Below are 14,622 nucleotides of genomic sequence, written 5' to 3' on the forward strand. Positions count from 1 at the left end.
CAAAATGTGGGTCATTGAGACGAGAGAACCTCCCCAAACTCCGTCATCCGACGGCTTGTCCGGGGGACCTCGACCATCCTGTCAGCCGGCAAGCCAAGGTCCCCCGGATGCCCGCTTCGCGGTCACCGTGGGATGACGGTAGAGGGATGGATCAATCTCTGTGAAACAAGGCGCCCCGGCGCACACCCGGCCATACTTCACTTGCCGGGAGACAGCCGTATCGGGGTCTTCAGCTCAAGGGGCATACCCGCGAAGCGGCGCCTGCGGCGCCCTTGACCTGAAGACCCCGATACGGCCCGCTGGCTGACAAGTGATGTATGGGTTGATGCGCGCGAGGTGCGCGACAATTGGTGTATGTCCCGGTGTCTCGCATTTTTCGTCGCTTTCCTCCCCACATTGTGGGGAGGTGGATCGCCGCATGACGGCGAGACGGAGGGGTGGCGCCGAAGGCGGCATGGGCGTCTCTCGCTGCGCTCGACCCCATCGACCCGAGGCTGCGCCTCGGCCCACTTCCCCATGGAATGGGGAAGAAAGGGAAGCAAAGCCCCCTACCCCGCAATCAACGCCGCCGCGACACGCTCCGCCGCTGCGTCATCCTTGCCCATGGCTTCCAGCGCCTTGGCGGCGATGTGGCGGGCGTTGAGGCCGGCGGTTTCGTACATGTCGAACGGGGCTTCCTGGTCCTGGAAGGTGTCGGGCAGGGTCAGGGTGCGGATGCGCAGGCCGCGATCGAGCGCACCCTTGCCGGCCAGCAGGTGCAGGACGAAGGCGCCGAAGCCGCCGACCGCGCCCTCTTCCACCGTGATCAGGACTTCGTGCTCGCGCGCCAGGCGCAGGATGAGATCCTCGTCCAGCGGTTTGGCGAAGCGGGCATCGGCGACGGTGGTTGAGAAGCCCTGTACGGCCAGCGCGTCGGCGGCCTTGAGGCTTTCCTCGAGGCGGGTGCCCAGCGAGAGGATGGCGATGCGTGAGCCTTCGCGGACGACACGGCCCTTACCGATCTCCAGTGGTTCGATCTGGTCGGGAATTTCAATGCCGGTGCCATTGCCGCGCGGATAGCGGAAGGCGGACGGGGCGTCATCGATCAGCGCCGCAGTTTTCACCATGCGCGACAATTCCAGCTCGTCGGACGCGGCCATCAGCACCATGCCCGGCAGGGCGCCAAGATAGCCGATGTCAAAACTGCCGGCATGGGTGGCGCCGTCAGCGCCGACCAGGCCGGCCCGATCGATGGCAAAGCGGACGGGCAGTTTCTGGATCGCCACATCGTGGACGACCTGGTCATAGCCGCGCTGCAGGAAGGTCGAATAGATCGCCGCGAAGGGCTTCATGCCATCGGCGGCGAGGCCGGCGGCGAAGGTGACGGCGTGCTGTTCGGCAATGCCGACATCGAACATGCGGTCCGGGAAGCGTTCCCCGAACAGGTCGAGCCCGGTCCCGCCCGGCATGGCGGCGGTGACGCCGACGACGCGGCTGTCGGTCTCGGCCTCGCGGATCAATTGCCGGGCGAAGACCTTGGTGTAGGACGGCGCATCGGCCTTGGACTTTTGCTGTTCGCCGGTGATGACGTTGAACTTGGCGACGCCGTGATACTTGTCGTCAGACGCCTCGGCCGGGGCATAGCCCTTGCCCTTCTGGGTCACGACATGGATCAGGACCGGGCCGTTATCGCCATCGCGCACATTGCGCAGGACCGGGACCAGCTGGTCGAGATCATGGCCGTCGATCGGACCGACATAGCGAAAGCCCATCTCCTCGAACAATGTGCCGCCCATGGCCATGCCGCGCATGTATTCCTCGGCCCGGCGTGCCGCCTCCTCGACGCGCAGCGCCTTGGCAACGCCCTTGCCGAGCTTGCGGATGGAGCGATAGCCCTGCGAGGAAACGAGGCGGGCAAAATAATGGCTCATCGCGCCGACCGGCGGGGCGATGGACATGTCATTATCGTTGAGGATGACGATCAGCCGGCCACCGATATGGCCGGCATTATTCATCGCCTCATAGGCCATGCCGGCGGACATCGAGCCATCGCCGATGACCGCGATGACATTGCGGTCTTCTTCCTTGAGATCGCGCGCCACGGCAAAGCCGAGCGCCGCCGAGATCGAGGTCGAGGCGTGGGCCGCGCCAAACGGGTCGTATTCGCTTTCCGAACGCTTGGTGAAGCCGGACAGGCCGCCGGCCTGGCGCAGGGTGCGGATGCGGTCGCGGCGACCGGTCAGGATCTTGTGCGGATAGCATTGGTGGCCGACATCCCAGATCAGCGTGTCGGTCGGGGTATCGAAGACATGGTGCAGGGCGGTGGTCAGTTCGACCACGCCGAGGCCGGCGCCCAGATGGCCACCGGTGACCGACACTGCATCAATCGTCTCGGCGCGCAGCTCATCGGCCAGCGTCTTGAGTCGGTCGATCGGCAGATTCTTGAGATCTGCCGGTGAATTGACGGTGTCGAGGATCGGGGTCTTCAGTGCCATGGACATGCGGCCTTTCACGAGCGCCGCGCGAGGATGAAATCGACGGCCTCTCTCAAAACATCTGCTCGTGCGCCGAAAGGTTCAAGGTGGTCCTTGGCCTGTGCGGCCAAGTGCCGCGAACGGTCACGCGCGCCTTCCACTCCCAGAATGGTGACGAAGGTGGCTTTTCCTTGACCGGCATCCTTGCCGACGGCCTTGCCCGCTTCGCCCGCATTGCCCGTGGCATCCAGGAGATCGTCCGTTATCTGATAAGCCAAGCCAAGATCATGGGCAAACCCCTCCAGCGCCCGACGTACAGACTCGTCGACATCCTTGAGGATGGTCGCACTCTCGACCGCGTAGGAGATCAGCGCTCCGGTTTTCATGCGATGCATGCGGGTGACAACGGAAATGTCGAACTGTTCGGTTTCGGCCCGGATGTCGATCATCTGGCCACCCACCATGCCATAGGGACCCGACGCCCGTGACAGGCGCTCGACCAGACGGGCCCGGACACTGCCGCGCTGATGGGTGTCGGGATGGGCCAGGATTTCATAGGCGACCGATTGCAGCCCGTCGCCGGCGAGCACGGCCGTCGCCTCGTCATAGGCCTTGTGCACGGTCGGACGGCCGCGGCGCACATCATCATCATCCATGCACGGCAGATCGTCATGGATCAGCGAATAGGCGTGGACGCATTCCAGCGCACAGGCGGCGCGCAATATGCCGCGCTCATCGGCATGAACAAGATGGCCGGCCTCGATGGTGAGGAAGGGGCGCAGCCGCTTGCCCGGCCCGAGGGCCGCATAACGCATGGCCGAATTGAGATGGGCTTCCGGCCCCTCGGCCCGCGGCAACAGGGCATCGAGCGCGACCGTCACCCGGTCGGCATGCTCGTTGAGTCGCTGTTCGAAAGTCTCCATCGACCTGCCTGTCCTGCCTGCCCGTCAGGGCTCCCCCAAGGCACCTGCCTCGATCTTGCTGTTCGTGTGTCGCTAATGCAGTCGCGACCCGTCGGGCACGGGCTGGTCCGGCGCCATCAACACGATCTCTCCTGTGCCATCAGAAACGCCGAGTGTCAGCACTTCCGAGCGCATCGGACCGATCTGGCGCGGCGGAAAATTCACCACCGCCAGCACCTGCCGGCCGATCAGCGCGTCCGGCGTGTAGTGGGCCGTGATCTGGGCCGAGGACTTCTTCGTCCCCAACTCGCCGCCAAAATCGATCCACAGACGGATCGCCGGCTTGCGCGCTTCCGGAAAGGGTTCGGCCTGCACCACCGTGCCGATGCGGATGTCGAGCTTGAGGAAATCCTCGATCGACGCCATGCCGGGATCTTCGTCAGCCACGACTAGTCCAGCCCGGCCGGTTCGGTCGTCGGCTGGCCATCTTCGCCGCGGACGATCTTTTCGACCTTCAACTCGGCCGCCTTCAGCTTGCTGTCGCAATGCGCCTGCAGCGCCGCGCCGCGCTCATAGATCTCGATTGAGCGCTCCAGCTCGACCTCGCCCGACTCGAGCTGGCGGACAATGCCTTCCAGCTCGGCAAGCGCTTTTTCAAAGCTCAGGGTGGCAATATCGGCATGCGGCTCGGCTGCCATCAACTCTCTCCGTATTCGAAAGGTCCGGGTGTCGGTTCGGGCGGAATTGCCGGACACCATAGGAAGCCCGACGGTGCGCGGCAATCGGTGCGTCAGTCGCCGCGATATTCATACCGCCGCCAGGACCAGTAGCTGTCACCGCCATCGCGGACACAGACCCAGCCAGCGGCTTTCAGGTGCGGTCGCATCATCCGGTTAAACCAGCCATGGGCACAACACACGACCGGTCCGTCATCTGCGGCCCGGATCAGACGTTCCACAGCCCGCGCCGCGCGAATGTCGGCATCAACCCGGCTCTCGCGTCCGCGCGACTGACCCAGCCACCAGGTGCAGCGCGCAAACACGCCCCAAGTCTTGGCCATGAAACGGCCCGGCCAGGGCGGCGGCGGCAATTCAGCCTCGATGAAATCCTTGTCGATCACCAAGTCACGGTTCGGCGCCACCGCCTGCGCCGTTTCCACGGCCCGTCGCAAGGTCGAGGCAAAGATGGTGCTCGCCTCGACGGCCTGTTGCTGCAACGCCTCCGGAGCGACCTGACCGGCAACCAGCGGTGCGGGCTGGTATTCATTGTCCCACCAGTCCTCATAACCGCGCCAGTCCAGCATCGCTTCGCGGTTCGCGAGCGGCTGGCCATGGCGGGCAATGGTGATGAAGCCGGGCCGCGAAGGCGTGGCAGGTCTGATGTCGGTCATGCTCTGATTTCAGTCACACTTGATCACGGTCACGGGCGGGGCAGGCGCAACAACCGGCGCGCCCCGACGCAGCCTGGCAGGATTTTTGGTCACGCTTCGGACAACGCGCCGGCAAACGCCGCCGCCGACCGCCCCAAGGCCGGACAGTCGTAGCCACCCTCCAGCACGGAAACAAGCCGCGATCGGCTAAAATCGCGGGCAATGCCAGCCAGTTGCCGTGCAACCCAGGCATAGTCATTGCTGCGCAGACCCCAACCGCCGACCGGATCGTCCGCATGCGCATCAAATCCGGCCGAGACGAGGATCATGTCGGGCCTCGCCCGTTTCAGCGCCGGAATCACCAGTGTCTCGAAGCGTGCCCGCCATTGGGAACCGGTGACGCCCTCGGGCATGGGACAATTGAGAACATTGCCGCCAAGCCCGGTCTCGCCCTCCCCGCCCGTGCCGGGATAAAGCGGCGCCTGATGCAGGGACGCAAAAAACACGCGGCCGTCGCGCTCGGCCAAGCATTGCGTGCCATTGCCGTGATGCACGTCGATATCGATGATGGCGACCGAGGCCAGATCGTGGACCTCCAGCGCGTGCATCGCCGCGATGGCAATGGTGTTGAAAAGGCAAAACCCCATCGGCCGGTCCGGCTCGGCATGATGGCCCGGTGGTCTCGCCAGCACAAAGCCGGCGCCGCCATCAGCGGCCACCACCGTGTCGACGGCCGCCACTGCCGCGCCGACCGCACCGAGCGCTGCGGCGGCGGAGCGGTCGCAGACAAGCGTGTCGGGATCAAGCGCCACCCACTCGCCGTCCGGCGCCTGGGCACTGGCGCTGAGCACCCGGTCGACATGCGCCGCGCTGTGAAAGCGGGCGAGGTCCGGCATGCCGGCCGCACCAGCCTCGACCCAATCACATCCCGGCAGGGCAAGCAGTGCCGAGCGCGCGGCCTCATAGCGACCGACATGTTCGGGATGGCCGGGCGGGACGGCGTGAAGGCGGCTGGCGGGGCTGTCGAAAATCGTGGTTTTCATGACCGCCAGTGTGGGCATTTCCCGCCCCGCAATCCAGCCCCGACCACGCCCTTATTCCGACGGGGTTTGCAGCTCAGGACGGGGTCAGGCGCTCATCGCGGCGCCATTGTGCCGGGCCGCTGTCGGCAGCAACACGACGTCTTCCATGAACTGGCTGTAGTCACACAGGATTTCCTCGCCAGGGTGAATGTCGCGCCGGGCCTCGCCATTGCCGTCGGCACGGAAATCAATATTCGGCGCACCGCTGTGATTGAGAAAGCGGGCATGATCACCGTCCAGCAGATAGCCGTTCAGGCCACGGTCGAAATAGGCATAGCGCTGCATGTATTGGCGGTAGACCTGCGGACGTTCGACCAGCTGGGCCTCGGTCAGGACCAGGTCGACCGCTTGGTCGAGCACCCAGACCAGGGTGCCGGCCGGGATGAAATCGGACGCAAAAACGCCCAGCCCTTCCAGCGGGCTGGGGGCAAGATAGGTGTCCACGAGAAGCATGGATTTGTCACTCCGACCAGCCGCGTCGACGGCAGGCAGTGGGGCAGCGGCGGGTCCGGATCAAGGCCGGCCGGCCGCAGAGTGCGACGCTCCAAATCCCATATTGGCGAAATTTGAAAAAGCGCAAGCGGGATTTTATGCGCGGCGCGCCGACCCTGCCTCGCAGGTCAGAAATTATAGGGAGAGCCGGCGCGGATCCAGGCCAGGGCGAAGCCGACGGCGACGCCGGCAATGATCACCACACTGATCCAGCCACTTCCCGATCTCGTCCGCATTGCCCCGCCCCTCACTATCTTGTCGTGACAGGTCTGAAGCTAGCGGTGAATCGGATTCAGCCAACGGTAAAGTTGTGAGCTCTGACAGGCACTTATTCAGGGTGTGACGGTCATCACACCCTGAATAAGTGCACCAGTGAGCTCGCCCGCGACCGGGACAGCCGGATGACCGGCGTCAGGGGGCTGCGTTCTGGACTGTGGCCGACGGCTTGCCCGTCCAGCGCGCTGTATTGATCCCGGCGAAAAGCAACCAGAAAGCAACCACCCACTCAAACAGGGCCCCCGGCAGGAAGAAGAGCATGACGTGCTCCTTCAGGGACGGGAACAAGACGATGGTCGCGGCCACGGATCCGACAACCAGATAGGTGAGCATGCCCCAGGCTGCCAACCATCGCGGAATGAAGCGCGCGCGGAAGAACAGGGCGAAGAAGAGGATGCCACCAACGGCCATCGGGATCAGCAGGAAGTAGATCGCCGAACCGTATACATCGCGCAGGAGTATCACGAGGGCGGATCGTTCCTCACCCGAAAAACCGGGGCTCAGATCCGGGTTCACGACCGCTGCAAAGGCGGCGTATTTGAAAATGATGAAAGTCGCCCCCATCGCGCTTTCGATCAGCCGGCAGAAGGCTCCGACGAGGGCGCCTCCCTGGCTCACCGGCTTCAGCACGGCGTACATGGCGGCCGCCGAAATGACGACGAACGTGTACATCACCGCCTCGGCCAGGAGCCCCGTCCGAAACAGGAATTCAAGCGGCTGCGACGCGGCGTCCCCACCCGACAGCGTGCTGAGCCCGGGAATCGGGCCAAAGGTGATGTAAATCCCGGCAGCGGAATAGATGACGTAGGATAAACCGGCCAGCCGGGCCATGCGGCGGGCGGACTGATCGGTGTGTTGTAATGCAGACATGGCGTGAGCGCCCCCGTCGACTAAGCAGTGATCCAAGCCGGTGCGATCACCGGCCCCCCGGACATGCAGGAGATCGGCTTGCCTGTCGTCCGAATGGGGCCATTCGGACATTGTCGTGCACTAGGTGACGGCGTTCTCCACGTCTCGCGACCGGCCACTTCGTGCCTTTGCGCGATATTGGCTCGGCGGCGTGCCGACATGTTTCTTGAACGCCGCATTGAAGGTTGAGCGGGAGTTGAACCCGACCTCCAGGGCCACTTCGAGCGTATTGAGATCGGTCTCGCTCAACAAGCGTTTGGCCTCGTCGGCCCTGTGACTGTTCACGAAGTCAAAGAAATTGACGCCGAGATGCTGCGAGAGAGTTTCGGATATATGGTTCTTGGTGACGCCCGTGACGTCGGACAGTTTTTGCAGCGACAGGTCGCTGTCGGCGTAGAGCTTGTCGGCCTCCAACGCGCCCAGGAGCTTGGCGGCCGTCCGGGTCATCCGTTGCTCGGTCAGGATCGGCTGTCTGATCGGCGCCTCGGCTTTGGCCGCCCGGTCCGAAGGCAGGGCGGGCTGGTGTACGCCGAGATAGGCGAAGGCCGCGATCGCCAAGGTTTCGGTGAAGGCCAGGGCGATGTTCAAAACAGGGATCGAGGTGCCGGTCATCCACAGGATTTGCTTGATGGCAAACAACGTCCAGGCGCCAGCGAAGACGAAAAGAATGGTCCGCAGCCAGTCCAGTGATTTGCGCTCGACATTGGCAAACGCGTCCATCATGCGCCCCCTGTGCCGCATCTGCAGCCGCAGGGCCAAGATCAGGTAGCAACCGGTGAAGGTCAGGAAAATGACCAGCGACGCGGTGCAGGTGTAGAGCGCGATCCGGTAATGGTCGGGATTGCGGGTCGCCGGATCCGCCAGGGCGAGTTTCTGGTCAGCGCTCAGGCTGGCAAAGGGCAGCATCGCGACAAGAACCAGTACCGGGCCGAGCAGCACCAGCCAGTCGAAGCCGCCAAAACGACGGCTTGTCGTCGAGACCAGGGCGCGGGCAAAGAAGAAGACCGCCGGCCCCAGAACCATTTTGATCGCAAGATCAGCCCCGACCAGATGCGGTGCAAGCCGATAAGCACCCGAGACAATGACGAGTTGACCGAGCACATGCGCCAGCAGCGCGATCAGCGCCAAGCAGAAATACAAGGACCTGTCGCCGCGCTGACCGGATTTGGTCAACGCCATGACCAGCGCGAAACCGATGGATCCGGCTGCGATGGCGTAGGCCATTGTCAGAAACGTGTCGGTCATCACCCTGCTTCTCCGCCGTGTCGCGATCCAGGGCAATCACCCAGCCAGTCCGGGCCATGCCGCGTTGACCGGACTCCCGCCGCCCGTCCGGTCAGTGCGCCGCCGGGATCGCCATGATCTTCACACCGGGAGGCGCTGCCGGCTCTTCCGGGACGAAGAAGTCGGGTAGGAGTTCGATCGACGGGTCGTAGGAATACTTGTCGAGATCGCGCTCGCCCTCATCCCACAGGAAGCTGTCATCGATGATGAAATTACCGGTGAACTCGGCCGCCGGCTTGTTGAGGACGGCATAGGCGGTGTCGGCGAGAATCTCCGGCTTGCGGCAACTCTTCATCGCCTCTTCACCGGCCAGCACGTTTGAGATGGCGGCGGTGGCGACGGCGGTACGCGGCCAGATCGCATTGGCGCCGATCTTGCCCTTGAACTCCTCACCCCAGCCCAGGATGCACAGGCTCATCTGGTATTTCGCCGAGGTGTAGGCGACATGCGGACCAAACCACATCCCGCGCATGTCGAGCGGCGGCGCCAGGGCGATGATGTGCGGGTTCTCGGCCTTCATCAGATGGGGCAGGCATTTCTGGGTGGTCAGGAAAGTGCCGCGGCCATTGACCTGGTGCATCAGGTCATAGCGCTTCATCGGCACATCGACCGTGCCGCGCGGATAGATGGCGGAGGCATTGTTGATCACGGCGTCAATGCCACCGAACCGCTCGACCCCGGCGGCCACAGCCGCCTCGACCTGCGCCTCGTCACGAATATCGCATTTGACCGCAAGCGCCTGTCCGCCGGCGTTCTCGATCGCCTTGGCCGCCGTGTGGATCGTGCCTTCAAGACGCGGATCAACGGTATCGGACTTGGCGGCGATGATGATATTGGCGCCGTCACGGGCGCAGCGTTCACCGATCGCGAGGCCAATGCCGCGCGACGCGCCGGTGATGAAAATCGTTTTACCCTTGAGGCTCATGGCGCTCTCTCCCCGAATGCGTGATTTGGACAGAGACTAGAGCGCAGCCTGTGCCGGCGCCAGACTAGTCGCTGACACGGCCCAGAATGCGCGTCAGCGGGACAAGGCCTGGCCCGCCCCGCGCGCGGCTGTCGCGCGACATGTCGCGGTTGTCGCCGAGCACGAAGACCCGGCCCTCCGGCACGGTGACGGGCGGGACCTGGTCAAGAAATTCCTGATCGCCCTGTTCGAAAATATCGTGAACATGCCCGCCCGGCAGTGTCTCGCGATAGCGGGTCACGACTACCGGCCTGACGCGGGCGGTATAGGTTTCCACGCCAACCTGCTCGCGCAACACTGCCTCGCCATTCACAACCAGCCGGCCGTCCTGATAGGCGACCTCGTCCCCGGCAATTGCCACGACGCGCGTCAAGATCGTGCGCGACGGCGCCTGCATCGTATCGAGAAAGACAATAACATCGCCCCGCACCGGCGCCTGGCCGGGCAGCAAGCGCTGCGGGTCCAGATGCGGCCCGAAAATCGGCAGGCTCACCGTATTGTAGCCATAGGCGAGCTTGTTGACGATGAAGCGTTGGCCCGGTTGAACAGCGGGCATCATGCTTTCCGCCCGGGTCGAGAACACCGAAACGCTGGACAACACCAACAAGACCACCAGGCCGCCGAGCGGCAGGATCCAGCGCCACATCGCCTAAAGCCCGCGCCAGACCCGGCCAGAGGGGCAATGCAGGCCCTGCTCGCGGCGGCAGCGTTCCAGCGTGAACAGGACGGTCTCGGCCCGGCCGACGACATTTTCCAGCGGCACAAAGCCCGGCCCGCCCGACGCACGGCTGTCACGTGACGCGTCGCGATTGTCACCCATCACGAAAACAGTGCCGGGGCGCACGGTGACCGGGCCGAAATTGTCCAGCGGGTCATTGTCGCTCTGCTCGTAGATCTCGTGATCGCGATCGCCCGGCAGGACTTCGGTGTAATGGCTCACCGTCACAGCAACGCCAGACCGGTCCTCGCGATAGATGCGGACATCCTCCAGCATGCGCGGCACGACCTCGCCATTGAGATAGAGCCGACCCTCGCGGACCTCGACGACATCACCGGCGACACCCACGACACGCTTGATGAGATTGCGCGCCGGTGTCTGGTTCTCGTCGCGGAAGACCACGACATCGCCGCGGCGCGGCTGCGACCAGGCCAAGCGGCCATTCCAGCTGTCCGGCAGCACATAGCCCAGCCCCAGCGGCAGGGAGTGGACCGAATAGCCATAGGCCCATTTCGACACCAGCACCCGGTCACCGACCTCAAGCGAGGGCTGCATACTCTCGGAGGGGATATGGAAGGCCGCAAAGCCGAAGGTCACCAGACCCAGCCACACCGCCGCCACACCGGCGACAAAACGCACGGTCTCGAGGATTTCATCGGCCGCACGGCCCGCAAGACGCTTCATCAAAGGACTCATTTCAATTTGACTGCGGTTCCATAGGCGAGAATTTCGGCGGCGCCTTCCATCACGGAGGATGTCGAGAGGCGGACCGTGATGATGGCATCGGCGCCCAGCTCCTCGGCATGCCGGACCATGCGGTCCAGCGCCTGTTCGCGCGATTCCGAGAGAAGACTGGTATATTCGGGCACTTCGCCGCCGACCAGATTGCGCAGGCCGGCGATGAAATCGCGCCCGAAAAAGCGGGCGCGGACAACATTGCCGCGGGCAATGCCCACCGTACGGTCGATCTCGCGCCCGGGCACCGTATCGCCCATCGTGATTATCAGGCTCATTCCTCATCCCCTTGCAGCACAAGCCGGTCCGAACAGGCCCGCCAATACATCAATGCCACTCCCAGCGCCGGACACCCGGTCGCCGCCAGCCAGAGATAGCTGACGGGATAGGGCAGTTGCCAGCCGGCCAGCAAGCCGGCGGCGAGCAGTCCGAGATAGCCGGCCAGTCCACCCAGAAGGAGAACCGGTATCGCAATATCCAGAAATCTGCCTAACACGGGGCTGCCTAACGCTGGCTGAATGGTCCTGTGCGGACGAATACACCTTCTTCGATACGTCGAAATTCGCCCGCAACCAAGAAGTCAGCCTGCCAATGACGGTATTTTAAGCTGCAATCGTGGCCGCGAAGCCGCAGGGGACACTTGTCCGCCCTGTCCCGCTTGGACGCGGCGCCGCCTGCTGGCACCCTGATCGACAAGGAGAAATGCCCCATGTCCGACACGATCATCGAACCGAACGGCCAAGCGGCCGACCGCGACGACAAATTATTCGCCGGCCTCAATTATGTGCTGTTCCTGATCGGCAATATCATCGGCATTTCCAGCATCCTCGCCGTGATCATCGCCTATTCCCGACGCGAACGGGCGCCGCGCTGGCTGCAATCGCACTATACCTACCAGATCAAGTCCTTCTGGACGGCGGTGCTGAGCATCGTCGTATGCACCTTCATGATCCTGACCGGCATCCTGTCCCTCTTCGGCGCCATCGGCCTGGCCCTGACCTGGTTGTGGATGCTGATCCGCAGTGTCGTCGGCCTGATCCGTCTTCTCGACGGTCGCGGCCATCCCGACGCCGACGCGGTGTGGGTGTAAGCCAAGCATCGGTATCGCCACGGCGCTCGCGCCTCCGGGAAAAATGAAAAAGGGCGAGCGCTGGCGGTGCGTTCCACGACGCTCTCGCTTGTCATCCCGGACGCAGGCCCGGCCCCGAGCCGGGCGGAGATCCGGGACCCATTATCGCGAAAGCTGGCAGGACCGGGCGTCTGGGTCCCGGGTCTGCGGCCTGCGTACGCAGGCCATTCGCCCGGGATGACAAACGTGTGGTGGTCAGCGGGCCTATCCGCGTCATCAGCGCCGAATTCTGCCACGCGCCGCCGCCGCCAAGCCAAACACTTTTTTCCCGGCCGCAGCCCCGCAAAAGCGGGGCGGAGAGCCGGGAAAAATGAGAGGGGATGGAGGGGTATTTTCTCCCCGCGCTATGGGGCGGAAAAGGCGCAAGCCGCCCCTAAAGCCCGAAACCGACCTCATCAATCATGTCGGCACCCATGGTGATGTCGTCGACGCGCGACGGCGCCAGGGTCATGACGGCTTCGGCGTAGAAATTGGCGAGGGCGATGCGCTGGGCGGCGAAAGCCGGATCACCGACATTTTCCTTCTGGCGGCGACGGGCCGAGACGGCACCGACGCAGAGCAGCCAGCCGCCGACGGTCTCACCCGCCAGGGTCAGGAAAGGCGTGGCGCCGGCCAGGCGGTCCTTCATGTCGGCTTCGGCGAGCCAGTCGGCGGCCTCTTGCAAAGCTTCCAGGCTGTCGCGCAGGCGTTCACCGAGCGGCGGCAGGTCGGGATGGGAGGACGTCAGGCAGCTCTCGATCGTCTGGTCGATATCAGCATAGAGCTCGTCAAAGGCCGCACCGTCGGCCATGGAGAGTTTGCGGCCCACCAGATCAATCGCCTGGATGGCATTGGTGCCTTCATAGATCGGGGTGATGCGGGCATCGCGCAAATGCTGGGCGGCGCCGGTCTCCTCAATATAGCCCATCCCGCCATGGACCTGGATGTTGGCCGAAGCGACCTCGACCCCGATATCGGTCGACCAGGCCTTGGCGATCGGGGTGAGGAGTTCCTCGCGGCGTTTGGCGGCCGCCTTCTCCTCGTCCTCGTCACCATAATGCGCCATGTCGGCGGCGACCGCACAGGACACGCAGATGGCGCGCGCTGCGGCGATCTTGGCTTTCATCAGCGCCAGCGACCGCTTGATGTCGGGATGATGGATGATGGCGTGCGGCGCCGGACCCTCGGCATCCATGGCACGGCCCTGCTTGCGGTCGGCCGCGTAGGCCAAGGCCTGCTGATAGGCGCGCTCGGCAATGCCGACGCCCTGGACGCCGACATTGAGACGGGCCGAATTCATCATCGTGAACATGCAGCGCATGCCGGCATTCTCGCCGCCGATCAGCCAGCCGGTCGCCCCGGCATACTCCATGGTGCATGTCGGCGAACCGTGAATGCCCAGCTTGTGCTCCAGACCGATCGCCTTGAGCGAATTGGCCGAACCGTCGGGCAGGACTTTGGGCACAATGAAGAGCGAAATGCCCTTGCTGCCCTCCGGCGAGTCCGGCGTGCGGGCCAGCACGAGATGGATGATATTCTCGGCGCAGTCGTGATCGCCCCAGGTGATGAAGATTTTCTGGCCCGAGATTGCCCAGCTGCCATCCGCATTGGGCTCGGCCTTGGTGCGCAGCGCGCCGACATCGGAGCCGGCCGACGGCTCGGTCAGATTCATCGTGCCCGACCATTCGCCGGTGATCAGCTTGGGCAGATACATCGCCTTCTGCTCGTCCGTGCCGTGCGCGATCAGCGCCTCGATGGCGCCATAGGTCAGCATCGGGCCAAGCCCGAAGGAGAGATTGGCGCCCTGGATCATTTCCAGCACCGTCACCCCCAGCGCCCGCGGCAGGCCCATGCCGCCATGTTCGGTTCCGAACTGCAGCCCCTGCCAGCCGCCCTCGACGAATTGGGCATAAGCCTTCGGGAAGCCGGTCGGGGTGGTGACCCTGTCGTTTTCCAGCTTGCAGTGTTCGGCATCACCGACCCGGTTGAGCGGCGCCAGCACGCCCTCGGCCAGCTTGGCGGCCTCGTCCAGGATCGCCGCCGTCAGATCGGCGGAGAAGTCGGGGAAGGCGCCGGTCGCCTTCAGCCCTTCCACGGCCGCCACTTCTTCCAGCGTGAAACGCATTTCATCGACGGGCGCGCGATAGGACATGACCAACCTCCTCATGGATTGCCTGTTTGGCATTTCTTGTCGCGCAACATAGCGGCATGCCGCACCGATGCGAATCCGGAAACAGTGTTTTGTCCATCGCATCCAAAGGTGTGGCTTTATCGCGACGGCCAATGGCATCATATGGGTCATGTGACCGGCAAAGGCCGGCAATCTGGGA

General features: G+C 64.0%; 16 protein-coding genes. 1 reads left to right on the forward strand and 15 read right to left on the reverse strand.

The annotated features are described in order from the left end of the window. Positions 1–548 precede the first annotated feature (548 nt). The 14 genes from dxs to AWH62_RS13990 form a co-directional block, all read right to left on the reverse strand. Complete coding sequence (gene dxs / locus AWH62_RS13925) at positions 549–2,474, reverse strand: 1-deoxy-D-xylulose-5-phosphate synthase (protein WP_075191163.1); 1,926 nt, start codon at positions 2,472–2,474, stop codon at positions 549–551. A 14-nt stretch (positions 2,475–2,488) separates the two neighbouring features. Further along, the gene (locus tag AWH62_RS13930) at positions 2,489–3,376 is read right to left on the reverse strand and encodes a polyprenyl synthetase family protein (RefSeq protein ID WP_075191094.1); all 888 of its coding nucleotides are present in this window, start codon (positions 3,374–3,376) and stop codon (positions 2,489–2,491) included. A 72-nt stretch (positions 3,377–3,448) separates the two neighbouring features. Further along, positions 3,449–3,781, reverse strand: coding sequence for a tRNA-binding protein (locus tag AWH62_RS13935; protein ID WP_121212196.1), 333 nt, complete (start codon positions 3,779–3,781; stop codon positions 3,449–3,451). Positions 3,782–3,804: 23 nt separating this feature from the next. Continuing rightward, positions 3,805–4,053, reverse strand: a complete 249-nt coding sequence (locus AWH62_RS13940; protein WP_075191096.1) for an exodeoxyribonuclease VII small subunit — start codon at positions 4,051–4,053, stop codon at positions 3,805–3,807. 92 nt (positions 4,054–4,145) lie between these two features. Further along, positions 4,146–4,745: a histidine phosphatase family protein gene (locus tag AWH62_RS13945; protein ID WP_075191097.1), complete on the reverse strand. Its 600-nt coding sequence runs from the start codon at positions 4,743–4,745 to the stop codon at positions 4,146–4,148. Between the two features lie 89 nt (positions 4,746–4,834). Further along, the gene (locus AWH62_RS13950) at positions 4,835–5,785 is read right to left on the reverse strand and encodes a histone deacetylase family protein (protein ID WP_143743069.1); all 951 of its coding nucleotides are present in this window, start codon (positions 5,783–5,785) and stop codon (positions 4,835–4,837) included. Positions 5,786–5,851: 66 nt separating this feature from the next. Further along, complete coding sequence (locus AWH62_RS13955) at positions 5,852–6,259, reverse strand: SET domain-containing protein (RefSeq protein WP_075191099.1); 408 nt, start codon at positions 6,257–6,259, stop codon at positions 5,852–5,854. A gap of 450 nt (positions 6,260–6,709) precedes the next feature. Further along, entirely contained in the window at positions 6,710–7,555 is an 846-nt protein-coding gene (locus AWH62_RS13960; RefSeq protein WP_083635209.1) for a DUF4386 domain-containing protein, read from the reverse strand. A 9-nt stretch (positions 7,556–7,564) separates the two neighbouring features. After that, the gene (locus AWH62_RS13965) at positions 7,565–8,728 is read right to left on the reverse strand and encodes an AraC family transcriptional regulator (RefSeq protein ID WP_075191101.1); all 1,164 of its coding nucleotides are present in this window, start codon (positions 8,726–8,728) and stop codon (positions 7,565–7,567) included. 91 nt (positions 8,729–8,819) lie between these two features. After that, the gene (locus AWH62_RS13970) at positions 8,820–9,692 is read right to left on the reverse strand and encodes an NAD(P)-dependent oxidoreductase (RefSeq protein WP_075191102.1); all 873 of its coding nucleotides are present in this window, start codon (positions 9,690–9,692) and stop codon (positions 8,820–8,822) included. Between the two features lie 64 nt (positions 9,693–9,756). After that, positions 9,757–10,377: a signal peptidase I gene (lepB, locus tag AWH62_RS13975; protein ID WP_075191103.1), complete on the reverse strand. Its 621-nt coding sequence runs from the start codon at positions 10,375–10,377 to the stop codon at positions 9,757–9,759. Between the two features lie 3 nt (positions 10,378–10,380). After that, complete coding sequence (gene lepB / locus AWH62_RS13980; RefSeq protein WP_233128332.1) at positions 10,381–11,133, reverse strand: signal peptidase I; 753 nt, start codon at positions 11,131–11,133, stop codon at positions 10,381–10,383. An 8-nt stretch (positions 11,134–11,141) separates the two neighbouring features. Continuing rightward, a complete protein-coding gene (locus AWH62_RS13985; protein WP_075191105.1) occupies positions 11,142–11,462 on the reverse strand; it encodes a YbjQ family protein in 321 nt (106 codons plus the stop codon). Next, entirely contained in the window at positions 11,459–11,680 is a 222-nt protein-coding gene (locus AWH62_RS13990) for a hypothetical protein (protein WP_075191106.1), read from the reverse strand. Before AWH62_RS13990 ends, AWH62_RS13985 begins: the two co-directional genes overlap by 4 nt. A 213-nt stretch (positions 11,681–11,893) precedes the next feature. On the opposite strand from AWH62_RS13990, the gene AWH62_RS13995 reads away from it, so the two are divergent. Then, positions 11,894–12,274, forward strand: a complete 381-nt coding sequence (locus AWH62_RS13995) for a hypothetical protein (protein WP_075191164.1) — start codon at positions 11,894–11,896, stop codon at positions 12,272–12,274. Between the two features lie 412 nt (positions 12,275–12,686). Here the strand turns inward: AWH62_RS13995 and AWH62_RS14000 are convergent, their stop codons facing one another. Continuing rightward, positions 12,687–14,444 carry an acyl-CoA dehydrogenase gene (locus tag AWH62_RS14000; protein ID WP_075191107.1) on the reverse strand — a complete coding sequence of 586 codons (1,758 nt, stop codon included), beginning with the start codon at positions 14,442–14,444 and terminating at the stop codon, positions 12,687–12,689. Positions 14,445–14,622 lie beyond the last annotated feature (178 nt).

The sequence above is a fragment of the Maricaulis sp. W15 genome (genome assembly GCF_001924955.1).
Lineage (GTDB): Bacteria > Pseudomonadota > Alphaproteobacteria > Caulobacterales > Maricaulaceae > Maricaulis > Maricaulis maris.